This is a genomic window from Bacillus sp. ChL18 (assembly GCF_026241425.1).
Lineage (GTDB): Bacteria > Bacillota > Bacilli > Bacillales > Bacillaceae > Bacillus > Bacillus velezensis.
The window spans coordinates 1070386-1092465 of sequence record NZ_JAPHWE010000001.1; the positions used below are offsets into that span (position 1 = coordinate 1070386).

The following is a 22080-nucleotide window of genomic DNA, read 5'->3' on the forward strand; positions in this document are numbered from 1 at the left end:
TTAAACCTCCTCAGCGACCGACAAGTTTTCATTTTCTAAAATATTGCTTTCCTCATCTAATCCGAAGGCAACATTCTTTTCAATCCATTTTCTTCTCGGTTCTACTTTGTCTCCCATTAATGTCGTTACGCGGCGCTCTACCCGTGCCGCATCGTCGATCTTGACTCTGACGAGCGTTCGCGATTCGGGATTCATCGTCGTTTCCCAGAGCTGGTCTGCGTTCATTTCTCCCAGACCTTTATAGCGCTGGATGGTATACCCTTTGCCGACTTTCTTTAAAACGCCGTCCATTTCTTCGTCGGACCAAGCATATTCAATAATCTCTTTCTTACCGCTTCCTTTGCTCACTTTGTAAAGAGGCGGAAGGGCGATGAAGACTTTTCCGTGCTCGATTAAAGGTTTCATATAGCGGTAGAAAAACGTTAACAGCAAGACTTGAATGTGCGCACCGTCGGTATCCGCGTCCGTCATGATGATGATCTTGTCATAGTTGATGTCGTCTATCTCAAAATCTGCGCCGACACCGCCTCCGATCGCATGAATAATCGTATTGATTTCTTCATTTTTGAAGATGTCTGCAAGCTTTGCTTTCTCTGTGTTGATGACCTTTCCGCGAAGGGGCAGCACGGCTTGGAATTTCCGGTCTCTTCCCTGTTTTGCAGAACCTCCCGCAGAGTCTCCTTCCACAAGATACAATTCATTCTTCGCCGGATTTCTGGAACCGGCCGGTGTGAGTTTTCCGCTCAGCGTCGCTTCTGATTTTTTTCGCTTTTTGCCGCTTCTCGCTTCTTCTCTCGCTTTACGGGCCGCTTCACGGGCCTGGCTGGCTTTAATCGCTTTTTTGACAAGCAGGGTCGCCGTATCGCGGTTTTCTTCCAGGAAATAAGCAAGATTCTCGGAAATGACGGCGTCCGCGGCGGATCTCGCCTCACTTGTGCCAAGCTTCCCTTTCGTCTGGCCTTCAAATTGCAGCAGTTCCTCCGGGATACGCACGGAAATAATTGCGGACAAACCTTCCCTGATATCGGCGCCTTCAAGGTTCTTGTCTTTCTCTTTTAAAAGAGCGACCTTTCGCGCATACTCGTTAAACGCTCTTGTCATTGCCGTTTTGGCTCCTGATTCGTGGGTGCCGCCGTCCTTTGTTCTGACGTTATTAACGAATGACAGCATATTTTCTGAATACCCGTCATTAAACTGAAACGCGAAATCGACTTCAATGTCATGATGCTCGCCTTCAAAGGAAACCACTTCGCATAAAGCGTCTTTTTCCTCGTTTAAATAAGCGACAAATGCTTCAATTCCGTTCTCATAATAAAATACTTCTTTTACGCCGTTCCGTTCATCAATTAATTCTATTTTCAAACCTTTTAACAAGAAAGCCGATTCGCGCAGACGTTCTGACAGCGTGTCAAAATTATAAACCGTTGCGCTGAACATTGACGGATCAGGTTTAAAATGGGTAAGCGTTCCCGTTTTTTTGGTCGTTCCGATTTTTTCAAGTGAAGTCACGGGCTTGCCGCCGTTTTCAAACCGCTGTTTATAAACATATCCGTCACGCTCAATAGTAACTGTCAGCCACTCCGATAATGCGTTTACGACAGATGCGCCGACACCATGCAGACCGCCGCTTGTTTTATAGCCGCCCTGTCCGAATTTCCCCCCGGCATGCAGCACGGTGAAAATAACTTCCGGCGTCGGCTTTCCGAGCTTATGCATCCCGGTCGGCATTCCGCGTCCTCTGTCCTGTACAGAGATGCTGTTGTCCTTATGTATCGTTACGATAATATGATCTCCGTAGCCGGCAAGAACTTCATCGACGGAATTGTCGACGATCTCATATACCAGATGGTGCAGGCCGCGTGCGTCCGTCGAACCGATGTACATTCCCGGTCGTTTTCTGACGGCTTCCAGGCCTTCAAGCACCTGTATGGCATCTTCGTTGTAATCAAATTGCTGTTTTCTAGCCAAACGTACAAACCCCTTTCAAAAAACCTGCTCTTAATCATTCTCTTTTTTAAATGTTTTCATGTCTTTGTTTTTCAGTATGCGCAAGCTTCGGTCCAATTCTCCTCGGACTCACAATTATAACCAATATGCTTGATTTCGCAACATATTTAAGCGAATGGCTCGTTTTTTAGGCCGCAAGACATACATTCGAACGGCTTTTCATCTTTTTGGTGCCCTTTTCGGCGGATAGGAACATGAGTTCGCTTTCTATTATATAGCTTTATGCGGGCCATCGCAAACAGACTGTAAACCCCTGTATAAAGGGGTTTCTAAAAAAGCTGTTCATGCTTTATTGTATCTGTTTCATCATCATACGCAAAGAGTATTCTTTCAATAAAAAAGCAAAAACCCCTGATTTGCCAAGGATTTTTGCCTTTTTTGTTCCTATTTTATAACAGCGCGGGCGACTTTTATACATAAATCCATAACAGCTGTCCGTCCTTTGTCTGTAATCATGCGATACGCTTCTTCATTTGCAAGACCCTGCTGCGCCCAAAAAACGGGAGCGTCCGTCTGTAAAAATTCTTCAGCGACGCCGGGAAGCTGCTCAGAGCGTCTGAACACATTCACGATATCAATCGGTCCTTCCACGTCTTTTAATGAAGCGACGGCTTTAACGCCAAGCGCCTCATCAATCGTTGGATTGACGGGAATAATTTCATACCCTTCATCCTGCATCGCTTTGGAAACCATGTAAGAAGTCCGGTCGGGACGGTCTGACAGCCCGACGACTGCGATCCGTTTGCTCCGGTCCAGAATTTCTTTAATCTCTGACTTTGAAGGATTTTGCATCTTTACCATCTCCTTTTGATATATTGTACATGACCGCTTCGCCGGAATCAAAAAAAGCGCTTTGTCAGCTTAATTCTCAAAAAACTTGTCATCAGACGGTAACAACTCGTGTTAAAATAGAGTGAAGGGACATTGAAAAGGAGAAATGTAGATGTTGATTGCTTTATTGATTATTTTGGCCTATGTAATAGGCAGCATCCCGTCAGGTTTAATCGTAGGCAAACTTGCGAAAGGGATCGATATTAGAGAACACGGAAGCGGCAATTTGGGCGCTACAAATGCTTTTCGCACGCTTGGCGTTAAAGCGGGATCTGTCGTCGTCGCAGCCGATATTTTAAAAGGCACCCTGGCCGCGGCGCTCCCATATTTACTGCACGTCCCCATTCATCCTCTTCTCGCAGGGGTGGCAGCAGTAATCGGCCATGTATTCCCCGTGTTCGCAAAGTTTAAGGGAGGCAAAGCCGTAGCCACATCAGGGGGCGTCCTGCTGTTTTATGCTCCGCTGTTATTCGTTACGATGGTTGCAGTATTTTTCGTATTTTTATTCCTTACGAAATTTGTTTCTCTGTCTTCAATGTTAACAGGGATTTATACGATTATTTACTGTCTGTTTGTAAAAGACCCTTATTTATTAATCGTAGTGACGCTTTTGACCGCGTTTGTTATCTACAGACACAGGGCAAACATCAAACGGATTATAAACAAAACAGAACCGAAGATCAAATGGTTTTGATGAAACTTCAATTTTGACATCAAAATGCCATATGCGTTTATAATAGAGATAATTTCTTTATATGAGAAACAAAAAGGGAGTGTTCCGGATGAACATGAAAGTAACGAAAGGCGCGCTGGATTGGTACAAAGAAGAGCTCGATCTGGAAACAGGCGACCATGTCCGTTTCTTTGTCCGTTACGGGGGATGCAGCAACGTTCAGAAAGGCTTTTCTCTCGGCATTTTAAAAGACCGGCCGATGAACATCGGCACCAGCACGGAAGTTGAAGGCATTACCTTTTTTATTGAAGAAAGCGACTTATGGTACTTTGATAATCACGATTTGTCAGTCACATATTCAGATCAGGCGGAAGAGCCGGTATTTGATTATGTGTAAAAAAAGAACGCAGCGGATGCGTTCTTTTTTTTACAGCCTGAACCTTTTGAGATGATCAGTCAGATGTTCTTTTTCTAATATGCTTCTTTGCGTATCACCGAGCAGGTCAAAGTGGGGAAATTCATTTTTATGGTGAATCCACTCCGGCTTCAGCCCGTACTCCGCTCCCCATCTGATCAGTTTATTGAGATCGCTTGAACCGGCCTTCGTCACGGTCTTAGCCTCCGGAAAGCGGTCGTCCAGCCAGTAATGCGTTAAAAAAGCGATTTTCCCTTCCGATACATCCCGCTTCCACCTTTCCAGTTCCTTACGCGTAATTCCAAATGCCATAACTGCAGCCGCTCCTTATTTTTTTGCCTTTTCGTAAGCGGCATGCCAATCAGGAAAAGCCTTGCGAAACTGAATCGGTTTGAAGCTCTCTTTATCAACGCATATATGAGAGGATGTCGCTTTGATGGCAAGTTCTTGATCCGGATTATAGATGTGGTAGCCGTAAACGGTTTTAAATCCGTTATATTCTTCAATCCAAGTATGTACGACAGCCGTTTCTCCGTAGCGGAGCGGCTTTTTATAAGAAATGCTGATATCCAATACAGGGGACAGCACTCCTCTATCTTCCATATCCTTGTAAAGGAATCCGAGTTCCTTAATCAGCGCCGTTCTGCCGACCTCCATCCAGACTAAGTAATTGGCATGATAGACGATGCCCATTTGATCTGTTTCCGCATAACGCACTTCTATTTCTTTTTTTGACACATGCAACGTTCTCTGCTCCCTTATTATCAGATTAGCCCCATTTTATCATAACGAGCCGGAAAGAGAAAAAAACCAGGTTTCCCTGGTTTTTATTATGATTGATAGCCGTTTTCTCTTGCAGCCGATTCATCCTGGATTTCACTGCGGAACGATTCAATGCTTTCATTGCGTCTGGCATTCTTCTCTTGAATGCGTTGTTTTTCCTCATCTGTCGCAAATTCCATTGATTCTTTGGCTTCTTCTATATTTTCAATTGTATTCTGCACCATATCCTGCAGCTTTTCAACGTTATCGGAGCGGTCATCCGGATTCGGTTTTTGATAATTGTTTGTCATAATGTCTGCTCTCCTTTGATGGTGTTATTCGCCTTTCGTCTGCATGACAATCGGATGTCCGTTTGACTTGTCATGAAACTTTTCCCCTTTGTTGCGTTTATATTTAACGGGTTTTGTCCCTAAGTGGCTCGGAGCGTATTGCGGCTGGCCGTCTTTCTTGTTTATGCCCATGTTCATCCCTCCTTAAGAGTATATTTTGCAAAAGGAGGTGCAAACATGACTGCAAATTAAAGGTTATTTTTGTTTGAACCGCTGCTCCAGCTTTTCTTCAAGCTGATTCAAATATTCCGTATTGGTCATCAGCTCACGTTTATTTTCCATAACCAATTCATGAAAAGAACGTTTTCGCATTTTTTTCAATCTTCTCACCTCCGTGTTTTCATTCATTTTTTCCAATTTTTCAAAACCTAAGCCCTTCACAATAAAAAAACTGAACCTCTATTTGAGAGCCAGTTTTTCTTTCATTTCTTTTTTTGTCATCGTGCCTACGCGAATGTGCTGAATGGTTCCTTTTTCGTCTAATATGTATGTTGTCGGATAAGAAAGCACGTTGAAATCTCCGTTAATTCCGCTTTTGTCAATCAGAATAGGAAAGGTCAGCTGATAATGATCAGCAAATGATTTCACAGCCTGTATATTTTTTTCAGAGGACGTAAAATTAACGGCTGCTACCGCAATATCAGGATATTCTTTCTGCAGCTCCTGCATATCGGGCATTTCCATTCGGCACGGCTTGCACCACGTCGCCCAGAAATTGAGGAGCACTTTTTTTCCTTTATAATCAGAAAGGGAGATACTTTTTCCTGACAATGTATCAAGTGTAAAGTCAGGGGCTTTCATCCCTTCTTCTGTCCCTTCTTTCGGACTTTTTTGTACAGAATAAATGTTCCAGCCCGCATACACTAACAACCCGATAAGTAACATTCCGCCCAGCCATTTCGCAAGCATCTCAAGGCCTCCCGCATAAAAAGAGAGAAAGCAGACTGCTTTCTCTCCTTTGTTCATTCTGCTACTGTTTCATTTTATCGCGAAGCACCATTTGTAAAATGCCGCCGTGGCGATAGTAATCAATTTCCACTTCACTGTCAAAACGGACAACAACTTCAAATGTTTTTACCGTACCGTCTTCACTGATTGCTCTGACAGTCAGCAAGTCACGCGGACGTACAGATTCATCAACATCCACCTCGATGACTTCCTTACCGGTTAAGCCGAGTGTATCCGCGTTTTCACCCTGTTTGAACTGGAGCGGCAGCACACCCATAAAGACGAGGTTGCTTCTGTGAATTCTTTCAAAGCTTTCGGCAATGACTGTTCTAATGCCGAGCAGGTTTGTTCCTTTTGCAGCCCAGTCACGTGAAGAGCCCATTCCGTAATCTTTTCCGGCCAGGACGACAAGGCCCGTTTTATCTTCTTTATACCGCATGCAGGCATCATAAATAGATGTCACTTTCCCGGTAGGCCAATGTGTTGTGTATCCGCCTTCTGTACCCGGTGCGATTTGGTTTTTAATGCGGATATTGGCGAATGTTCCTCTCATCATGACTTCATGGTTTCCGCGGCGTGAGCCGTAAGAGTTAAAGTCACGAGGAGAAACGCCTTTTTCCTGCAGGTATTTGCCCGCCGGTGTGTCTTTTCCGATCGCTCCGGCCGGAGAAATGTGGTCAGTCGTCACGGAATCGCCGAATTTGCCGACAACGCGAAGTCCTCTTAAAGGCTCAACTTTTCCCGGCTCTACAGACATTTCCTCAAAGAACGGCGGGTTTTGAATGTAAGTGGAATCCTGATCCCACTTGTACAGCGCTTCATCCGTCGTTTCGATTTCGTTCCAGCGTTGGTTGTCGTCAAATACCGTTTCATACTCTTTGCGGAATAATTCCGGCGTAACAGTCTGTTTGACGAGAGAATTGATTTCATCCATGGACGGCCAGATGTCATCGAAATAAACATTTTGTCCGTCATTTCCGACACCGATCGGATCCGTTTTCAGGTTGATATTCACAGTGCCTGCTAATGCGTATGCGACAACAAGCGGAGGTGACGCAAGGTAGTTTCCTTTGACAAGCGGATGGATCCGTCCTTCAAAGTTTCTGTTACCCGACAAGACAGAAGTGATCAAGAGATCATTTTTAGCAACCGCTTCTTCAATCTCTGGAGAAAGCGGGCCGGAGTTCCCGATACATGTCGTACAGCCATACCCTACGAGGTTAAAGCCGAGCTCCTTCATGTAAGGAAGCAGGCCTGAGTTGACTAAGTATCCAGTAACAACCTTAGACCCCGGTGCAAGTGACGTTTTAACATAATTCGGCACTTTCAAGCCTAATTCTACCGCTTTTTTGGCTACCAATCCGGCACCGATTAATACATAAGGGTTTGATGTATTCGTACAGCTTGTAATAGCGGCGATTGCAATCGCCCCTGTTTTCATAACCGCATCTTCACCGCTGTTAAGTTTAAATGAAATTTCTTTGTTCTCTTCAGCAGCATCCGCTCCGAATCCTTGGTTGCCGGCCGGGCTGACAAGATGTTTTTTAAACGTTTCCTGCATAACGGAAAGCGGGATTAAATCCTGCGGACGTTTCGGTCCTGAAAGGTTCGCTTCGATTTTTGACAGATCAATTTCCACAACGTCTGTAAAAATCGGCTCTTCCGCGTCAGGCGTATAGAATAAACCGTTGTTGCGGCAGTATGCTTCCACAATATCGATCTGCTCTTCTTCACGGCCGGTCAGACGCAGGTAAGAAAGTGCTTCCTCGTCAACCGGGAAGAATCCGCAAGTCGCTCCGTATTCCGGCGCCATATTGGCAATAGTCGCACGATCCGCAAGCGGAAGCTCAGCAACACCAGGACCGAAGAATTCAACAAATTTATTGACTACGCCTTTTTCGCGCAGCACTTGAGTGACTTTCAGCGCCAAGTCAGTCGCCGTCGTTCCGTTAGGCAATTTTCCGACAAGTTTCGCGCCGATGACCTCAGGAACAGGGAAATATGAAGGCTGGCCGAGCATTCCCGCTTCCGCCTCAATACCGCCGACACCCCAGCCGAGGACGCCGATTCCGTTAATCATTGTTGTATGGGAATCTGTTCCCACCAATGTATCAGGATATGTCACAAGTTCTCCGTCTTCCTCTTTCGTATGAACGACACTTGCCAAAAACTCAAGGTTTACCTGGTGAACGATACCTGTTGCAGGCGGAACCGCCTGATAATTGTTAAACGCTTTCTTTGCCCAGCTTAAAAATTTATAACGTTCTGCATTTCTTTCGAATTCTAAGTCCATATTAATGGCTAACGCGTCTTCCGTACCGGCTTTGTCGACTTGTACGGAGTGGTCAATGACCAGGTCAACCGGAATTTCAGGATTGATTTTATCAGGGTCTCCGCCGACAGAGGCCATGGCTTTTCTTAAAGATGCCAGGTCAACTACGGCCGGAACACCGGTAAAGTCCTGTAGAATAACCCGTGACGGTTTAAACGGCACATCGATATCTTTTAATTCAGCAGTACCCCATCTTGCTAAATTTTCAACATGTTCTTTTGTAATGACACGTCCGTCTACCTGACGCAAAACAGATTCCAAAAGAACCTTAATAGAATAAGGAAGTTTTGAAACATTGCCGACCCCTGCGTCTTCCAATGCTTTTAATGAATAGTAGTTGTATGTTTTCCCATTTGAAGAAAATGTTTTTCTTGCTTGGAAAACGTCTTGTGTTGCGACTTTTTGCTGATTTGTCATTCTCCAAAATCCCCCTTCAATGATCAAGATCGTTCTTTAGATGAATGTTCACATTCCATCACAATTTTCTCACAATTTCATCTTAGTATAAAATCATACATAAGTAAATAACAATGTTTTTATTAAATACAATAAGATCGTCTTATCAGCATGATTTTCGGTAAATTTTGTCCGATTTTCCGCCTCATACAACGGGCTGTAAAGAGCCATATTAATGTTGAGGTGATGATCATGGTAAAACGGAAAGCCAATCATGTAATTAACGGCATGAATGATGCGAAAAGCCAAGGCAAAGGCGCGGGTTATATAGAAAATGACCAGCTCGTCCTGACGGAAGAAGAACGGCAGAACAATAAAAAAAGAAAAACAAACCAATAGCCGGAACACCTTAAAAAGGAGGCTTTAACATGACAAATAAAAATACGAGTAAAGATATGCATAAAAATGCTCCGAAGGGCCATAACCCCGGCCAGCCGGAACCGCTGAGCGGAAGCAAAAAAGTGAAAAACCGCAACCATACAAGACAAAAACATAATACAAGCCACGATATGTAAAACAGACCCCGGTGTCTGTTTTTTTGTGCCATTCACCCATTCAAAGCTTCTGCATACGTTATAGCAAGGCTTTTTAATATGGAGGGATGCTTCCATGAATCACTCAAAAAACGCTGAAGAATTTGATGATACGGAAGAATGGCTGCGGCAGTTTTACGAGGACCCGTATGCTTGGTATGACGAGACGCTGCCGATCGATCTATATGAAACAAGCCGTCAATATATCATTGAAGCCGACCTGACGGCGCTGAAGCAGGTGCAAGCGATAACCGTCACTCTTTCGGGAAATGAGTTTATGCTCTCTGTTAAAACGCTTGAACGGACGTTAAACAAACAAATGATGCTTCCTTTTTATCTGAATGACAAACATATTTTCACTGATTTCACCAACCATATTCTGACCGTCTCCATGAACAAGGAACCAAATGAGACTCCTGCCTCTTTTTCCTTTCAATTTCCTCTATAACATAAAAAAGCCGCTTTCATCCCTCAATGGAAGCGGCTTTTTTGTCCGGTCATATCAGTCATATACCCTCAAAGTGAATCTCCCATGGCCAAATAGCAGAATCACTATACGATAGAATATGTTCTAGCAACCGGAATGACTGGACATCTATCATTTTTTCTATTCTTTTTTCATGTGTTCTTCTATTCTGTCTTCGTTTACAATATGGTTAAAGTAAGGAGGTGATAGAACAATGCTGGAAGGCTGGTTTATGTGGTTTATTTTATTTTGGGTCATCGTGATGATCGGATTGCTGTCTATCGGCGGGTTTTTTATGTTTCGAAAATTTTTAAAACGCTTACCGAAAGAAGACGGCCGGTCAGAACTGGATTGGCAGGACTATTATATTGAAAAAAGCAGGCACTTATGGAATGAGGGTGACAAGGCGTTTTTGGATGAATTGGTCGCCCCCGTGCCGGAGCTCTTTCGGGATGTAGCCAAAGCGAAAATCGCCGGAAAAATCGGTGAACTTTCCTTAGCGGAGGAAGCTGAACAAATAAACCGTGATTTAATCATCAGGGGTTACATACTGGCCACTCCTAAGCGTGATCATCAATTTTTAAAAAAGCATCTCCGTGAAAAACAGATTGATCTTACTCCTTATCAAGCCCTGCTCAAATAAAAAACCTTTCCGGCGGACGGAAAGGTTTTAATTCATCTGAATATCAGCGGTCTTCAGTTCATTCGAAAGTTTGCGGTAAGACAAAAACATCGCGATGCGCCACGGGACAATCATTCCGAAAGCAAGAATCCAAAACATTCCGCTTAAAGCTCCGTAATCAATCGTCGTGCTCAAAATGGATTTCATAGCGATTCTGATAACCAGCAAACCAATCAGGATAAACACAAACGCTTTTGACCGTTTTAAGTAGATTTCATTATTTTTAATCTCAAATTTAGATGTTTTAATCAGAAAAATAGAGAAGATCACGCCCAGCGTAATGGCCTCCAAAAATTCTTCGCCCGTCACTCTGAAAATCGGAAAAAGGAACATAAGCGCTCCCGTACTCATGAAAATCGGCGGGAGAATTATTTTTTTAGGTGAAGCGGGCTTGTCGGAGGATTTAATCCTGACGATCATCACGGAAATTGCCATGACCGCTGCAATAACGGATGAAATTATAATCATCATCTTTATCATTCCTTTGCTTGCACGGAGTTTGATACTATATACTATACTCCAAAAACATAAAAAAAACCAATTTGAAAAGAGAACACGTTTACGTTCCCGTTACCCGGCCTACGGCCTCCAGCACTTTAGATGCTTCAAACGGTTTAACGATAAAGTCTTTAGCGCCTAATTCAATCGCTTCCAGAACAATCCGCTGCTGCCGCATGGCGGTGCACATGATGATCCGGGCTTTCGGGTCAAAAGCTAAAATATCCTGCAGCGCCTGTATACCGTTTTTGACCGGCATGGTAATATCCATAGTCACCAGGTCGGGACGGATTTTTTGATATACTGCCAGAGCTTCCTCACCGTCAGCCGCTTCCCCGGCCACTGTGTAATTCGCCGATTCCAGAATCTCTCTGATTTTCACCCTCATGAACTTGGCGTCATCTACAACTAAAACTCGTGTCATATTCCCCTCCACATATTTAACATTAACTAGTCTTATTGTACCAAAAACAAAAGGGTATATAATAGTTCAAAAGTTATTAATCCGTTACAGACCCGTAAATCCTCCGAAAAGATTTGACAGAACGATCAGAATGTAGCTCATCCAGTTAAAAAACAGCATAACTCCGATCAGAATCATAAGAATGCCGCCGATTTTCATGATAAGCAGCTGATGCTTGCGAATCCAATTCATTCTGGTAATAAAAAATGAAAGAACAAGAAAAGGAATCGCAAATCCGAGAACATATAAAAACATATACGGCACTGCTGAAGAAGGATTTGTATTGGCCAGCGAAAACACGGCTCCTAAAATGGGCCCGCTGCACGGCGACCAGCCGGCTGCAAACGCAAGACCGATCAGAACCGAACCGATAAACCCCTCCGGACGGCGCTTAAAGTGAATGCGCCGCTCTTTCATCATGAATTTCGGCTGAAACACACCGGCAGTAATCAGCCCGAAAAGGATCAGCATGATAGCGCCAAACTGGCGAATCGCTTCATGATATTGGGTAAAAAAACTGCCGATAAACGAAGTTCCATATCCCAATGCGATAAAAATCACGGAGAAACCAAGCAAAAAACAAAGTGTATGCACGAGGCCGCGCTTTTGCAGCATCACCTTTTCTGTTTTCACCTCGTCCATACTGACACCAGTTATGTAAGACAAAAAAGCGGGATACAACGGCAGACAGCATGGAGAAATGAAAGACAGAAATCCGGCCCCAAACGTCAGAAAGTAATTAAAACTCACGATGACACACTCCCTTCGAGTTATGACAAAATCATTTCATTTTTTTAACACTTTCCCGAGAAGGATTACTTTTTATAGAAAAAGCTTATATAATTTAATTTGACATCGAGATATTATACTCCTTCTTATTTGAAAAACAGTATAAATGTGGATATAATAATAGCGACTCAGGTGAAAGATTTATGTATGAAAGGATATATCCCTGTGATTAGAGAGCATCTATTAAATGAAATTGAAAAAAAACGGGCAGAGCTGCTTAAAATCGTCATGACAAACGGAATGACATCAAACATTACGATAGAACTCAGCCAGGAGCTTGACCACCTTCTCATACAATACCAAAAAGAACTGCACACCGGCAGTTGGGGTGAAACATGACGCCAAAATAAAAAACCCTCTCCGGGTTTTTTATTTTTATAACCATGTATCTCTATATCATAATCTGTACGTATTATTTCGCTTGATTATTCATGGCTTTCATCATTTGATTAATTTTCTTTTGAGAAGGTTTCATTCCCATTTGCATCATCATCATGCGTAACATTTGTTCATTAATAGGCGGATTCTTTTTCAAATAGCTCATCATATATTTACGAGCAATAAAAAACCCGAGTGCAACACCTATGAGCAATGCGACAACGCCCACTAGGATGCCAACCCATAAAGTCATTTTATTTCCTCCTTCATGTTGTCTAGTTTAAAGTGTACTAAACCAAAGGCTATTATACAACATTTACATCTCTTTTTCCTCGTTTTTAGACAAAATTTCTTTCTCTGACCGGATTTAACCACCCGTAGCGCCGTGTCTTGAAATCCATTGCAAGAAAACAGGGGCTGATTTTACGCAGAATCTCAAAGAAAATCGTTTCCGCCTCATAATCTCCCGAAGCCGCAATCTCAATTAAACTGTCTTTCATCATGAAGGTGGCGCGGCCCTTTTCTCCGGGCAGTGTAAGCCGGTAAATGGAATCCAAACGGCTGTAACTCATTCGGTTTAAATGCAGCTGGAGACGCTGATGCATATGTATCACCGGAATCGGTTCCGTTATATATTGAACTTGCTTTTCTGTCATTTGATATTCCTGGGGTGTCAGGTCTGTCCAATGATAGTCTCGAAACAACTCAAACATAGCCGTTTCCCGCCCGAAGTAGTGGTTCGCAAACTCATCCTTTATCAGGTGCGTATAGTAATGACGTTCCATTTCCTCATCCCCTTTTACAGCGCTTCGTTATTGCTTTCTATTATACAAAAGGAGAAAAGAAAGAATTGTCTATTACTGTTACGCCGCCCCTTCTATTTTTGTCGCATAAACAGGAAAAAGAGGATGATTTGACTCATCCTCTTTTGTCTCGTTATTTGTTTAAAAGTTTTTTCACGCGGTCAACCACGTTTTCTGCAGTAAACCCGTATTCTTTCATAATTGTTTCTCCCGGAGCTGAAGCACCGAAACGGTCAATTGCGAGAACGTCTCCTTCAAGACCGGTAAATTTACCCCATCCGAAGCTTGAACCCATTTCGATCGCAAGACGTTTCGTCACATTCGGAGGAAGCACGCTGTTTTTGTACTCGGCCGATTGTTTTTCAAAGCGGTCCCAGCTCGGCATGCTGACTACAGATACGTGAATGTTTTCTTCAGCCAGTTTCGCTTGAGCTTCGATCGCAAGTCCGACTTCAGAACCTGTCGCTAAAAGAAGAGCGGCCGGTGATTCCGTTTGGGCTTTGGAAACGATATAAGCCCCTTTTTCCACGCCCGCATACGCTTCTTCAGCCTGCTGATCAATCGTCGGCAGGTTTTGGCGTGTCAATACAAGAGCTGTCGGATGATCTTGGCTTTGAACGGCAACCTTCCATGCAGCTGCGGTTTCATTTCCGTCAGCAGGTCTGATCACAGAAAGGTTAGGAAGTGCGCGTAAAGAAGCAAGCTGCTCAATCGGTTCGTGAGTCGGCCCGTCCTCTCCTACGGCAATACTGTCATGTGTGAATACATAAGTGACGGGAAGACCCATCAATGACGCCAGACGAATGGCAGGTCTTAAATAATCAGAGAACACAAAGAATGTGCCGCCGAATACGCGAAGGCCGCCGTGAAGCGCCATTCCGTTTAATGCAGCGCCCATCGCAAATTCACGGACACCGAACCAGAAGTTTTTCCCGGCGTAGTCTTTGGCCGTGAAGTCTCCTCCATTTTTGATTGTCGTTTTATTTGAACCCGCAAGGTCAGCAGATCCCCCGACAAAGAAAGGAATTTTCTTAGCGATCCCGTTCAGCACCTCACCTGAAGATGCGCGGGAAGCAAGGCTGCTGCCTTTTTCATAAACGGGAACTTCCTGATCCCAGTCTTTAGGAAGCTCGCCTTTCATGCCGAGTGACAGCTGTTCAGCAAGCTCAGGATATTTTTCTTTATAAGCCGCGAACAGTTCATTCCATTCCTGTTCTTTTTTCGAGCCGGCTTCTTTTACCGCTTTATTGAAATGCCCGTATACTTCTTCCGGAACATAAAAATCTTCTTCAAACGTCCAAGCATACGCTTCTTTTGTCAGCTTGCTCTCTTCTAGTCCTAACGGAGCGCCGTGAACGCCGGATGTGCCCGCACGGTTTGGAGAACCGAAACCGATCGTGGTTTTCACTTCAATCAAAGTCGGTTTTTTATCATTCTGGCGCGCTTTTTCAATTGCAGCCGTCAATTCAGCGATGTTGTTTCCGTCCTCAACATAAAGAACTTCCCAGTTCATTGCTTCAAAACGCTGCTTTACATTTTCAGAGAAAGAACGGTCTAAATCGCCGTCTAAAGAAATGTCATTAGAATCGTATAATACGATCAGGCGGCCTAAATCAAGATGGCCTGCAAGAGAAGCGGCTTCGGAAGAAATGCCTTCCATTAAATCGCCGTCTCCGCAAATACTGTATGTATAATGATCAACTACGTTGAAAGAATCACGGTTATATGTCTCAGCCAGATGGCGTTCTGCAATTGCCATTCCCACTGCCATTGCAATACCCTGTCCAAGCGGCCCGGTCGTTGCGTCTACTCCGGCTGTGTGCCCGAACTCCGGATGTCCCGGTGTTTTGCTTCCCCATTGACGGAACTGTTTCAAGTCTTCAATGCTGAGGTCATATCCGCTTAAATGCAGCATGCTGTATAAAAGCATTGAACCGTGGCCTGCTGATAAAACAAAGCGGTCGCGGTTAAACCAGCCCGGATTCTGCGGATTTACATTCATAAATTTCGTCCACAGCGTGTATGCCATCGGAGCAGCTCCCATCGGCATGCCCGGATGTCCGGAATTTGCTTTTTCAATTGCGTCTATAGATAGTGTACGAATGGTGGCAACTGATTTCTTTTCAATTGTATCCATTATAATCCCCTTCCATATTGTTGTACCTTTTCATCATAAAGCGATGCTGACTTTTTCTCAACTCTTTCAGCTTAAATTTGAGATAAACTTGTTGAAAATTGTCGTAAAGCACATCCTGATATTAGTATATACGAAAAAAGAATACGTATTGCCGTATTCTTTCTGTTTAATGAAGATTATTTTTCTGTTGTTCTCTTTTTAATTTTTCAGGGGTGACATCGTTGCCTTCCGGATCAATCACTTTTACGCTCTTTAACGTATTTTTCATTGAGGAGCGGAATCCTTTCAAATACTCCTGGCGAAGCTTTTGCTGTTCAGCTTTTTCCTCATCCGTTATCGTGTTTGATTTAGCTTTTTGAGCCAATTCGTTAATTCTTGCGATTTTTTCTTTAGAAATCATAATAAGCTCCTTTGGTGCGTGTTGATTATATACTACTAAAACGCAGTCTTTTTTACAACTGATGCGCGTCAGCTGCCTTCTGTGTCTGCGATATATTCCTGAAACCGCCGGTGAACCGTGGCTTTGGACACATCGTAGCCGAAGCCCCTTAAGGTCGCTGCGATTTCTGCAAAGGTAAGCTTGTTGGCTCTCAGCCTGATAATTTCCGAAACCGGAACCTCTTTTTTTTCTTTTCCGCTGTTTTCATGCCTGTTTTTCAGATTCCGTTCAGGTTTGTAGCCGTTTTTCACGGCTCTTTTCATTCCCCGCCGGATTTTCATATTGTGAATTTTCCTTTGATATTCCTCAACAATACTGACGATTTCGAGTACCATCGAATCAGCTTCAGAAAGCTCCAGTTCACCTTTATGAGCCGTCGTATATATTTTCACATTCTCCCTGTAAATACAATGCAAAAGCGCAATCTTGGCGTTTCCTCTTCCCAATCTCGTTTCGTCCTGCACCAATATCGCGTCAATATGTGATTTTTTAATTTCATCAAGCATTTCAAATACTCCGTCGCGGTCCATTTCGTAACCGCTGGCTTTCTCAGAAATGACTTTCACGACTTCCATGCCGTTTGCAGCAGCGATCTCACTGAGCTCCTCTTCCTGTCTTTTTAATGATGTTTGCTGCTGTTCTTTGTTTGTGCTTACGCGGGCATAAATGAGCGCCTTCATTTCTCTCTTTCCTCTCTAATTGACAATGGCCAGCTGATATACGGCCGGATGCTTTTTCTTAACCGGAAGAATAAGCTCGTCTCCGGGCTTTATATCAGCAGTTTGGAGATGATTATTCTCCGTCACCCACTCAATGAAATCTTCTTTATTAATGTGTTTCTTTTCTGCTACATGATCCGCAAGTGACCAGAGTGTATCGCCGTCCTGAACCTTTATTTTAACATATTGGCTGAGGGACTGATCATTTCCCGCACATGAGACAAGTAAAATAGCGGCACTTAAAATTGCAGTAAACAGCCCGACAAATATAATAGATTCTTTCGCCATGTAAACAACCTCCGATAAGAATGTTTGTTCGCTTTTTATACCTTTCAGTATATACGAACAAATGTTTCTGTCAATCGTTTTTTTCGAACCTATGTTTGTACTGTCAGGAAAATCATGCTATAATCTACTTAAAATCGACGTTTTGAGGTGCGAAATATGACGAAGCTATCAAAAAGGCAGCTTGATATCCTGCGTTTTATTAAAGAAGAGGTAAAAACGAAAGGATATCCGCCTTCTGTAAGAGAGATAGGAGAAGCAGTAGGACTGGCTTCCAGTTCAACCGTGCACGGCCATTTGGCGCGGCTGGAGACAAAAGGCCTGATCAGACGGGACCCTACTAAACCGAGGGCGATTGAGGTATTGGATGAAGAAGAAGTCCAAATTCCGAAAAGCCAGGTCGTAAACGTTCCGGTCATCGGGAAAGTGACGGCGGGTATTCCGATTACGGCTGTTGAAAATATCGACGAGTATTTTCCGCTTCCTGACCGGATGGTTCCTCCGGGCGAACATGTCTTTATGTTAGAAATCATGGGAGAAAGTATGATCGACGCCGGCATTTTTGACAAAGATTACGTCATTGTCAAACAGCAGAACACGGCCAATAACGGAGAAATCGTCGTAGCTATGACCGAAGATGATGAAGCGACGGTCAAGCGCTTCTATAAAGAAGACAATTATGTGCGGCTGCAGCCGGAAAATCCGACGATGGAGCCGATTATCCTGCAAAACGTAAGCATTTTGGGAAAAGTTATCGGCGTATTCAGAGCCGTACATTAATTCTATTAAACTTCATTTATCGTAAAAAACCCCTCTGTAAGGGGTTTTTTTGCATAAAAAAAGCAGATTCGCCCTGGCTTAAGAAACGAATCTGCTAAGGAGGAAAAACTTACATTCTTATTATCCGACATCACACTTTTGGAGTCAACTAATAATGTTTCCCTCAAGAAACTTTTCATCCATTTTTCAACTTTGTATATTTGTGCGTGATGAAATTGCTTTTGTTTATCTTTTCTTTGGGCGGGTGCATTAAAATTTACATATGAATATTTAGTACATAGTACGATAAGTTATATCTGGATATAAAAAAACCCGCTGCCTTTAGCGAGTATCTATTTTCAATCAAAATGATAATATTCTACACCGTATAACCCTTTAATATAGACGGGGCCACAGACGTTTGAAGAACTTTCAACCAGAATCCTGTATTTGTGATACGGATCAATTGATTTTTTATCCTGGGCACTGAGGTTTAACCAGCTGCCGCTGTAGGTTTTAGAACTTAATGTATAAAAATTTCCGTTCAGCGCCATCCGTTGGAGTTTCATGCTTAAACCGCACGAAGAGTTGTTCATTATGGTGAACTTATATCCTAAAAAGTAATCGTCGGCAGCTACAGCCCCCGGATTTTCAATATGAAACTCTTTTGCATTTCCCTCCAAAGTGAAGCTTGTTTTTGATCCGAATTCAGTGGTAGCCGCTTTAGCTGAGTGTATTCCGCTAAAACATAATAAAAAAACAGCAATACATATCCAGTATTTTTTCATTTGCATCCCCCTTTTTACATATTTTAACTTGTGAATCCTGTGATGTCTATTCACATTTTATTAAAACGTATAACCACTATATACCAGTTTAAAAATTTGCGGATTGCTTACAATGAAGACTAAACGAAATAACGAAGGTGGTTCAAATGAAACACGTAATTGCTTTCGCTTCTAAAACGGCGCTCACACTTGCTTTACTGTACATTGTTCTGGATCTTATGTACCAAGTAACCTTTTTAAACGTTCTGTTTATTACAGTGATCTTAAGTTTAATCACTTATTTTGCGGGTGATTGCATGATTCTGCCGAGAACAAGCAATTTCACAGCCGTTGCAGCTGATTTCGGAATTTCATTCATTATATTATGGATATTCCTTATGAACATTGGCGGATTTAATGTCTCGCCTGCCGCGGCATCGGTTATCTCTGCACTTTGCATTTCTGTTTTTGAGGCATTTTTTCACCGGTATTTGCAGCAATATGTACTTCCCGAAGATTATCAGGACACAACAGAGACGGATAGCACGCTATGGAGCTATCAAACCGAGGCGTCTGAAGAATTAGTGCCGGAAAAAGACCCACAGGAAAAAACATAAAAAGGAGGCAATCGCCTCCTTCTCTTTTTATTTTTGCTTCTGATCGTCCAGCGGCAGCTGCAGCAGTGAGTCTGTGCCTGTCGCTTTCGGCGTTTTTCCGTCCCATTTTTCAATCCATTTATATTTGATCATTTCATCTGACATTGATTTCTTTATGATTTGGTTGTAATCAGCGATCCCTTCCGCTTCAATTTTTTTCTTTTTCGCTTCGGCTTCGGCTATTTTAATTTCAGTTTGTGTCCGTTCAAGTTCCTGTGAAGACTTCACCCTTGCATCGATAGCTTCCTGTGTGGCTTTATCCGGCTTCGGTACGCCAAGCGTCAGATCATCAATTAAAAATCCAAGACTCTTCATATCATCAGCAAATCGCTTTTGAACATCGGCAGCGGCTTCTGCAGATTTTTGCCCGTATGTGTCAATAACCGAGTATTTGCTGATTGATTTTCGCGCCGCATCCCACAGCCTTGTTTTTAAATATGTATTTTCAATCGTTTCAACGTCTACCGCGCCGAATTTGTTAAACAGATCGACTACTTTATCAGGCTGCACGACATAGTTGTAAGCGATATCCATTTCTATATTTTTACCGTCTGAGGTTGCCACTTTTATATTTTCATTATTCACTGTCTGCATACGCACCGGATATTCCGTTACTTTATTAAATAATCCGACTAAGTGCCAGCCTTGGTCCAATGTGTCGGATTTTACCCCGCCATTCGGTGAGTATACAACCCCGACATAACCGTTCGGTATTTTTTCAATGAATAGTGACGCTGTAACGCCCGCAATTAAAAGGGCTGCACCTATAATCACACCGCCGATAATTTTTTTTGTGTTTCCGCGCTTATTTTCGCTCATGCTGATCTTCTTCCTCCCATGACTTTTTGAATTTTTTGGCTCCGCTTCCCACTTGTTTAAAGATTGGACTAAGCATCAGCCATAAACCGAATCCGATGATGACAAGAAGAACGATAGACCCGATCATCACTTTCATTTGCCCACCTCTTTTCTTTCATCCTGTCAATTATGTATACGATCTTAAGAACTTAAAGTTTCATAAATTTCAAAAGAAAAAGCCCCGCCGGCAAAATAGGCGTGCTTATTAATAATTGTCACTGATAAAATCAGAAATCGTTTTTGTAAATTGATAAAAGGTCCCATTTTGTGTGGATGCTCTGCTTTTCAGCGTAAAAGTGTCAAATAGTGATTTTCTGAAGCCGGTGCTCATTTCGATTTGAATACTCAATCCGGATGAAGATTGATTGGCAAGGTTGTTCGGACTGACGCCTGCATATTTATCATTTATGCCAAGAAGAACGGCAGGATACCCGTGTCGTTTCAGCACATCGGTCAAAAGTTCGGCCCGTTCTCTGTCTGTACCGCCGATTTTTATCTTTTTATCGTCACTGCCGTAACCGTGCAATGAAATGACATTAGAGTGCTCTTTCACCATTTGCATGGCCTTCGGTTCATCGAAATGCGAACTTGTCAAATGCAGAGCCGCATTACCGGCTGGTTTTAACCCTTCAAATAAATATAAACTCCGGTTTTCGGCAATTTCTCTAGATAACTCACTGGTCCCCGGCTCTATGCCTCCGCCGTGTATAGCTAATATGAGGACAGAAGGGTCATGCTCTCGCGTTGAAATGGAAAAATCAGAAGGATCTTCATTCAGCTTTAATTCCTCGAAACCGCCGTAAATATCTGAAGCGGCATTAGCCTGAAAGAACGGCAGGAGCAAAAACGGTAAAATTAAAACTGAAATTCCTTTTTTGGTTATTGATGGCATTTGTGTGTTTATGTTACAATACAAATGCTTCAGCCTTTGAAGCGAACGGCAGAACAGGGTGACTTTGGACGGTTTCTTCTGCTCTGCCTCTTTGCCAGCTGCTTTACGCTCTACTCTTCTAACCCTTTTTGCCATAACATCATCCTTTCTTTTGTTTACACTTTTGTCACAATATTATATACGTTGGACAAAACCTCCGTTCATCTTGGAGAATAAAAACATCAAAACAACCTCTATCCTTTAACTTAAAAAAGTCTTTCTGTCAAAGAGACGGAAAGCTTAAATGATAAAAATGAAACCCTTCTCCTTAGTTTTGGAGGAGAGTGAAGACTGCTGGGAAATCATTTTATCAATATGCTGAGCTGTGCTGGCGTCCGGCTCAAATATTTGCTCCCGGCATAAACGGTTACGGAGTGGCCGAATTTCGAAGTCAATTTTGAACATGACGTATGATTTCCCAATTCAAGAATCACCGAAACAAATTGAATGTAACTGCTGTTTCCATAAAAAAAAGACTGCTGTTAAGCAGTCTTTTTTCGTTTTATTTCGTGCCTGTTGATCCCAGTCCGCCGCGGTCATTGTTCCCGAGCTTGTCTACTTCGATCAGCTCCACTTCAGGCATTTTCTTCATGATTCTGAATTGGCAGATCCGCTCCCCCTTGGAAATGTCGGTATCCCGAAGCGCGAATGCAGGAAAAAACCAGAAGTCATTGTCGCCTTTATAAGATTCATCAATGACTCCCATTGAATTTGTCTGAATGATACCGAAATGCTTATATGTACTTGAACGCGGAACGACATGGGCCTCATATCCTTCCGGCAGTTCCATCGCAACTCCAAGCGGGATAAGTTTGAATTCACCTTTTTTGATTGTTATATCTTCAGCTGCCCGCAGATCAATCCAATCGCCCTGTTCAATTTTACTGATTCTCGTTTGCGTATCATCTGAATATTTAATTTTGATTTGTAAAGTCATTTTCGCTGCTCCTTTTGGTTCCCTATTTCAGTCGTATTGATGACCAATCCGTGCCCCATTATACCATTTAACTGATAAGAATGTTGATTTTGGTGTATATGCAGCCGAAGGAGAAGCACTGCGAAGTCAATGAGAATAAACCTAAAATGAGGACCCCTCCTATCAGTTTTTTCCTCCATTTTCACATGACAGCTTTAATTACAATA

The 22080-nt window shown here is 43.0% G+C and carries 32 protein-coding genes; 9 read left to right on the plus strand and 23 right to left on the minus strand.

The window, feature by feature from the left end:
- Positions 1-1968: a DNA topoisomerase IV subunit B gene (gene parE / locus OQ477_RS05285; protein WP_007611767.1), complete on the minus strand. Its 1968-nt coding sequence runs from the start codon at positions 1966-1968 to the stop codon at positions 1-3.
- Positions 1969-2391: 423 nt separating this feature from the next.
- Positions 2392-2799, minus strand: coding sequence for a CoA-binding protein (locus tag OQ477_RS05290; protein WP_007410316.1), 408 nt, complete (start codon positions 2797-2799; stop codon positions 2392-2394).
- A gap of 151 nt (positions 2800-2950) precedes the next feature.
- Between OQ477_RS05290 and plsY the strand changes: the two genes are divergently transcribed.
- A complete protein-coding gene (plsY, locus tag OQ477_RS05295) occupies positions 2951-3532 on the plus strand; it encodes a glycerol-3-phosphate 1-O-acyltransferase PlsY (protein ID WP_007611761.1) in 582 nt (193 codons plus the stop codon).
- Positions 3533-3620: 88 nt separating this feature from the next.
- Positions 3621-3908, plus strand: coding sequence for a HesB/YadR/YfhF family protein (locus OQ477_RS05300; RefSeq protein WP_007410318.1), 288 nt, complete (start codon positions 3621-3623; stop codon positions 3906-3908).
- A gap of 30 nt (positions 3909-3938) precedes the next feature.
- Here OQ477_RS05300 and OQ477_RS05305 read toward each other — a convergent pair whose 3' ends face one another.
- The 7 genes from OQ477_RS05305 to acnA all read right to left on the minus strand — a co-directional run bounded on the left by OQ477_RS05305 (position 3939) and on the right by acnA (position 8735).
- The gene (locus tag OQ477_RS05305; RefSeq protein WP_007410319.1) at positions 3939-4238 is read right to left on the minus strand and encodes a hypothetical protein; all 300 of its coding nucleotides are present in this window, start codon (positions 4236-4238) and stop codon (positions 3939-3941) included.
- 15 nt (positions 4239-4253) lie between these two features.
- Positions 4254-4670: a YbgC/FadM family acyl-CoA thioesterase gene (locus OQ477_RS05310; RefSeq protein WP_003153973.1), complete on the minus strand. Its 417-nt coding sequence runs from the start codon at positions 4668-4670 to the stop codon at positions 4254-4256.
- A gap of 86 nt (positions 4671-4756) precedes the next feature.
- Positions 4757-4999 carry a small acid-soluble spore protein Tlp gene (tlp, locus tag OQ477_RS05315; protein ID WP_007410320.1) on the minus strand — a complete coding sequence of 81 codons (243 nt, stop codon included), beginning with the start codon at positions 4997-4999 and terminating at the stop codon, positions 4757-4759.
- A 24-nt stretch (positions 5000-5023) separates the two neighbouring features.
- Positions 5024-5170, minus strand: coding sequence for an acid-soluble spore protein N (locus OQ477_RS05320; RefSeq protein WP_003153977.1), 147 nt, complete (start codon positions 5168-5170; stop codon positions 5024-5026).
- 63 nt (positions 5171-5233) lie between these two features.
- Positions 5234-5359, minus strand: a complete 126-nt coding sequence (locus tag OQ477_RS05325; RefSeq protein WP_012117651.1) for an FbpB family small basic protein — start codon at positions 5357-5359, stop codon at positions 5234-5236.
- A gap of 78 nt (positions 5360-5437) precedes the next feature.
- A complete protein-coding gene (locus OQ477_RS05330) occupies positions 5438-5947 on the minus strand; it encodes a TlpA family protein disulfide reductase (protein ID WP_265971657.1) in 510 nt (169 codons plus the stop codon).
- Between the two features lie 61 nt (positions 5948-6008).
- Positions 6009-8735, minus strand: a complete 2727-nt coding sequence (gene acnA, locus OQ477_RS05335) for an aconitate hydratase AcnA (protein ID WP_017417878.1) — start codon at positions 8733-8735, stop codon at positions 6009-6011.
- 231 nt (positions 8736-8966) lie between these two features.
- Here acnA and sspO point away from each other — a divergent pair, with 231 nt between their 5' ends.
- From sspO to OQ477_RS05355, 4 genes are all read left to right on the plus strand, one after another.
- Positions 8967-9113 carry an acid-soluble spore protein SspO gene (sspO, locus tag OQ477_RS05340; protein ID WP_003153982.1) on the plus strand — a complete coding sequence of 49 codons (147 nt, stop codon included), beginning with the start codon at positions 8967-8969 and terminating at the stop codon, positions 9111-9113.
- Positions 9114-9142: 29 nt separating this feature from the next.
- The gene (locus OQ477_RS05345; protein ID WP_003153984.1) at positions 9143-9289 is read left to right on the plus strand and encodes a small acid-soluble spore protein P; all 147 of its coding nucleotides are present in this window, start codon (positions 9143-9145) and stop codon (positions 9287-9289) included.
- Between the two features lie 94 nt (positions 9290-9383).
- Entirely contained in the window at positions 9384-9755 is a 372-nt protein-coding gene (locus tag OQ477_RS05350) for an Hsp20/alpha crystallin family protein (RefSeq protein ID WP_007410324.1), read from the plus strand.
- Between the two features lie 232 nt (positions 9756-9987).
- Positions 9988-10416 (plus strand): DUF2621 domain-containing protein, encoded by a 429-nt coding sequence (locus OQ477_RS05355; RefSeq protein WP_007410325.1) that lies wholly within the window; start codon positions 9988-9990, stop codon positions 10414-10416.
- A gap of 27 nt (positions 10417-10443) precedes the next feature.
- Here the strand turns inward: OQ477_RS05355 and OQ477_RS05360 are convergent, their stop codons facing one another.
- The 3 genes from OQ477_RS05360 to OQ477_RS05370 all read right to left on the minus strand — a co-directional run bounded on the left by OQ477_RS05360 (position 10444) and on the right by OQ477_RS05370 (position 12169).
- Positions 10444-10935, minus strand: a complete 492-nt coding sequence (locus OQ477_RS05360) for a CcdC family protein (RefSeq protein WP_094031738.1) — start codon at positions 10933-10935, stop codon at positions 10444-10446.
- Positions 10936-11014: 79 nt separating this feature from the next.
- Positions 11015-11377, minus strand: coding sequence for a response regulator (locus tag OQ477_RS05365; RefSeq protein ID WP_007410327.1), 363 nt, complete (start codon positions 11375-11377; stop codon positions 11015-11017).
- Positions 11378-11461: 84 nt separating this feature from the next.
- The gene (locus OQ477_RS05370) at positions 11462-12169 is read right to left on the minus strand and encodes a cytochrome c biogenesis protein CcdA (RefSeq protein ID WP_088056486.1); all 708 of its coding nucleotides are present in this window, start codon (positions 12167-12169) and stop codon (positions 11462-11464) included.
- 201 nt (positions 12170-12370) lie between these two features.
- Here OQ477_RS05370 and OQ477_RS05375 point away from each other — a divergent pair, with 201 nt between their 5' ends.
- Positions 12371-12544 carry an aspartyl-phosphate phosphatase Spo0E family protein gene (locus OQ477_RS05375; protein ID WP_012117647.1) on the plus strand — a complete coding sequence of 58 codons (174 nt, stop codon included), beginning with the start codon at positions 12371-12373 and terminating at the stop codon, positions 12542-12544.
- Positions 12545-12617: 73 nt separating this feature from the next.
- Here the strand turns inward: OQ477_RS05375 and OQ477_RS05380 are convergent, their stop codons facing one another.
- The 6 genes from OQ477_RS05380 to yneA all read right to left on the minus strand — a co-directional run bounded on the left by OQ477_RS05380 (position 12618) and on the right by yneA (position 16969).
- A complete protein-coding gene (locus OQ477_RS05380; protein ID WP_003153994.1) occupies positions 12618-12836 on the minus strand; it encodes a YneF family protein in 219 nt (72 codons plus the stop codon).
- Positions 12837-12921: 85 nt separating this feature from the next.
- A complete protein-coding gene (gene sirA, locus OQ477_RS05385; RefSeq protein WP_003153995.1) occupies positions 12922-13368 on the minus strand; it encodes a sporulation inhibitor of replication protein SirA in 447 nt (148 codons plus the stop codon).
- Positions 13369-13519: 151 nt separating this feature from the next.
- Positions 13520-15523 carry a transketolase gene (tkt, locus tag OQ477_RS05390; protein WP_265971658.1) on the minus strand — a complete coding sequence of 668 codons (2004 nt, stop codon included), beginning with the start codon at positions 15521-15523 and terminating at the stop codon, positions 13520-13522.
- 166 nt (positions 15524-15689) lie between these two features.
- The gene (locus tag OQ477_RS05395; protein ID WP_003153997.1) at positions 15690-15923 is read right to left on the minus strand and encodes a DUF896 domain-containing protein; all 234 of its coding nucleotides are present in this window, start codon (positions 15921-15923) and stop codon (positions 15690-15692) included.
- Between the two features lie 68 nt (positions 15924-15991).
- Positions 15992-16642: a recombinase family protein gene (locus tag OQ477_RS05400; protein WP_007611724.1), complete on the minus strand. Its 651-nt coding sequence runs from the start codon at positions 16640-16642 to the stop codon at positions 15992-15994.
- A gap of 15 nt (positions 16643-16657) precedes the next feature.
- Positions 16658-16969 (minus strand): cell division suppressor protein YneA, encoded by a 312-nt coding sequence (gene yneA, locus OQ477_RS05405; RefSeq protein WP_003154001.1) that lies wholly within the window; start codon positions 16967-16969, stop codon positions 16658-16660.
- 156 nt (positions 16970-17125) lie between these two features.
- Between yneA and lexA the strand changes: the two genes are divergently transcribed.
- Positions 17126-17746 (plus strand): transcriptional repressor LexA, encoded by a 621-nt coding sequence (lexA, locus tag OQ477_RS05410; protein WP_007611720.1) that lies wholly within the window; start codon positions 17126-17128, stop codon positions 17744-17746.
- Between the two features lie 338 nt (positions 17747-18084).
- On the opposite strand, the gene OQ477_RS05415 is transcribed toward lexA, so the two are convergent.
- The gene (locus OQ477_RS05415; RefSeq protein ID WP_032875041.1) at positions 18085-18513 is read right to left on the minus strand and encodes a hypothetical protein; all 429 of its coding nucleotides are present in this window, start codon (positions 18511-18513) and stop codon (positions 18085-18087) included.
- A gap of 146 nt (positions 18514-18659) precedes the next feature.
- On the opposite strand from OQ477_RS05415, the gene OQ477_RS05420 reads away from it, so the two are divergent.
- A complete protein-coding gene (locus OQ477_RS05420; protein ID WP_003154009.1) occupies positions 18660-19109 on the plus strand; it encodes a YndM family protein in 450 nt (149 codons plus the stop codon).
- 27 nt (positions 19110-19136) lie between these two features.
- Here the strand turns inward: OQ477_RS05420 and OQ477_RS05425 are convergent, their stop codons facing one another.
- The 4 genes from OQ477_RS05425 to OQ477_RS05440 all read right to left on the minus strand — a co-directional run bounded on the left by OQ477_RS05425 (position 19137) and on the right by OQ477_RS05440 (position 21874).
- Positions 19137-19967 carry a prohibitin family protein gene (locus tag OQ477_RS05425; RefSeq protein WP_069007440.1) on the minus strand — a complete coding sequence of 277 codons (831 nt, stop codon included), beginning with the start codon at positions 19965-19967 and terminating at the stop codon, positions 19137-19139.
- Positions 19954-20103, minus strand: a complete 150-nt coding sequence (locus OQ477_RS05430; protein WP_265971664.1) for a hypothetical protein — start codon at positions 20101-20103, stop codon at positions 19954-19956. The genes OQ477_RS05425 and OQ477_RS05430 overlap by 14 nt, the downstream gene beginning before the upstream one ends.
- 108 nt (positions 20104-20211) lie before the next feature.
- A complete protein-coding gene (locus tag OQ477_RS05435; RefSeq protein WP_265971666.1) occupies positions 20212-21033 on the minus strand; it encodes a poly-gamma-glutamate hydrolase family protein in 822 nt (273 codons plus the stop codon).
- Positions 21034-21439: 406 nt separating this feature from the next.
- Positions 21440-21874 (minus strand): dUTP diphosphatase, encoded by a 435-nt coding sequence (locus OQ477_RS05440; RefSeq protein ID WP_003154017.1) that lies wholly within the window; start codon positions 21872-21874, stop codon positions 21440-21442.
- Positions 21875-22080 lie beyond the last annotated feature (206 nt).

Bases quoted from the DNA above. Each gene is read 5' to 3' on its own strand.
- OQ477_RS05380 (WP_003153994.1), bottom strand. From the start codon at position 12,836: ATGACTTTATGGGTTGGCATCCTAGTGGGCGTTGTCGCATTGCTCATA.
- OQ477_RS05350 (WP_007410324.1), top strand. From the start codon at position 9,384: ATGAATCACTCAAAAAACGCTGAAGAATTTGATGATACGGAAGAATGG.
- yneA (WP_003154001.1), bottom strand. From the start codon at position 16,969: ATGGCGAAAGAATCTATTATATTTGTCGGGCTGTTTACTGCAATTTTA.
- OQ477_RS05425 (WP_069007440.1), bottom strand. From the start codon at position 19,967: ATGAGCGAAAATAAGCGCGGAAACACAAAAAAAATTATCGGCGGTGTG.
- OQ477_RS05300 (WP_007410318.1), top strand. From the start codon at position 3,621: ATGAACATGAAAGTAACGAAAGGCGCGCTGGATTGGTACAAAGAAGAG.
- OQ477_RS05430 (WP_265971664.1), bottom strand. From the start codon at position 20,103: ATGAAAGTGATGATCGGGTCTATCGTTCTTCTTGTCATCATCGGATTC.
- OQ477_RS05400 (WP_007611724.1), bottom strand. From the start codon at position 16,642: ATGAAGGCGCTCATTTATGCCCGCGTAAGCACAAACAAAGAACAGCAG.
- OQ477_RS05345 (WP_003153984.1), top strand. From the start codon at position 9,143: ATGACAAATAAAAATACGAGTAAAGATATGCATAAAAATGCTCCGAAG.
- lexA (WP_007611720.1), top strand. From the start codon at position 17,126: ATGACGAAGCTATCAAAAAGGCAGCTTGATATCCTGCGTTTTATTAAA.
- OQ477_RS05365 (WP_007410327.1), bottom strand. From the start codon at position 11,377: ATGACACGAGTTTTAGTTGTAGATGACGCCAAGTTCATGAGGGTGAAA.
- OQ477_RS05420 (WP_003154009.1), top strand. From the start codon at position 18,660: ATGAAACACGTAATTGCTTTCGCTTCTAAAACGGCGCTCACACTTGCT.
- OQ477_RS05395 (WP_003153997.1), bottom strand. From the start codon at position 15,923: ATGATTTCTAAAGAAAAAATCGCAAGAATTAACGAATTGGCTCAAAAA.
- tlp (WP_007410320.1), bottom strand. From the start codon at position 4,999: ATGACAAACAATTATCAAAAACCGAATCCGGATGACCGCTCCGATAAC.
- sirA (WP_003153995.1), bottom strand. From the start codon at position 13,368: ATGGAACGTCATTACTATACGCACCTGATAAAGGATGAGTTTGCGAAC.
- plsY (WP_007611761.1), top strand. From the start codon at position 2,951: ATGTTGATTGCTTTATTGATTATTTTGGCCTATGTAATAGGCAGCATC.
- OQ477_RS05435 (WP_265971666.1), bottom strand. From the start codon at position 21,033: ATGGCAAAAAGGGTTAGAAGAGTAGAGCGTAAAGCAGCTGGCAAAGAG.
- OQ477_RS05440 (WP_003154017.1), bottom strand. From the start codon at position 21,874: ATGACTTTACAAATCAAAATTAAATATTCAGATGATACGCAAACGAGA.
- OQ477_RS05355 (WP_007410325.1), top strand. From the start codon at position 9,988: ATGCTGGAAGGCTGGTTTATGTGGTTTATTTTATTTTGGGTCATCGTG.
- acnA (WP_017417878.1), bottom strand. From the start codon at position 8,735: ATGACAAATCAGCAAAAAGTCGCAACACAAGACGTTTTCCAAGCAAGA.
- OQ477_RS05305 (WP_007410319.1), bottom strand. From the start codon at position 4,238: ATGGCATTTGGAATTACGCGTAAGGAACTGGAAAGGTGGAAGCGGGAT.
- OQ477_RS05415 (WP_032875041.1), bottom strand. From the start codon at position 18,513: ATGAAAAAATACTGGATATGTATTGCTGTTTTTTTATTATGTTTTAGC.
- tkt (WP_265971658.1), bottom strand. From the start codon at position 15,523: ATGGATACAATTGAAAAGAAATCAGTTGCCACCATTCGTACACTATCT.
- OQ477_RS05320 (WP_003153977.1), bottom strand. From the start codon at position 5,170: ATGGGCATAAACAAGAAAGACGGCCAGCCGCAATACGCTCCGAGCCAC.
- OQ477_RS05360 (WP_094031738.1), bottom strand. From the start codon at position 10,935: ATGATAAAGATGATGATTATAATTTCATCCGTTATTGCAGCGGTCATG.
- sspO (WP_003153982.1), top strand. From the start codon at position 8,967: ATGGTAAAACGGAAAGCCAATCATGTAATTAACGGCATGAATGATGCG.
- OQ477_RS05290 (WP_007410316.1), bottom strand. From the start codon at position 2,799: ATGCAAAATCCTTCAAAGTCAGAGATTAAAGAAATTCTGGACCGGAGC.
- OQ477_RS05330 (WP_265971657.1), bottom strand. From the start codon at position 5,947: ATGCTTGCGAAATGGCTGGGCGGAATGTTACTTATCGGGTTGTTAGTG.